Origin of the sequence: Acinetobacter lwoffii (assembly GCF_024129855.1) — a bacterium.
GTDB lineage: Bacteria > Pseudomonadota > Gammaproteobacteria > Pseudomonadales > Moraxellaceae > Acinetobacter > Acinetobacter lwoffii_L.
The window spans coordinates 1-274 of record NZ_JAMXXC010000092.1; the positions used below are offsets into that span (position 1 = coordinate 1).

Sequence of the window (274 nt, forward strand, 5' to 3'; positions counted from 1 at the left end):
TCTGCACATACCACTTTTGTCTCTTTTAAATCTAATGTTGATATTAAATCAGGTGCAACTTTAACATCATGTGTGGTTCCATCGGTAATCACGAAATCAATAGGATTGCCATGTGCATCAACAATCAAATGTATTTTTGAGGAGTTTCCTCCTACACTTTTAGAAATAGATTGATTCGCTATGCCGGCAGAATGTTGATGAGCACGTACATGAGAGCCATCAATAAAAATCCACTCCATATCGGGGCATGAGGCTAGTAATTTGAATAATCTAA

General features: G+C 36.9%; 1 protein-coding gene. It reads right to left on the bottom strand.

The genetic code is table 11. The features are described from left to right. Nucleotides 1-274: transposase (locus NI465_RS16645; RefSeq protein WP_253139557.1), on the bottom strand; the 274-nt coding region annotated here is incomplete at both ends.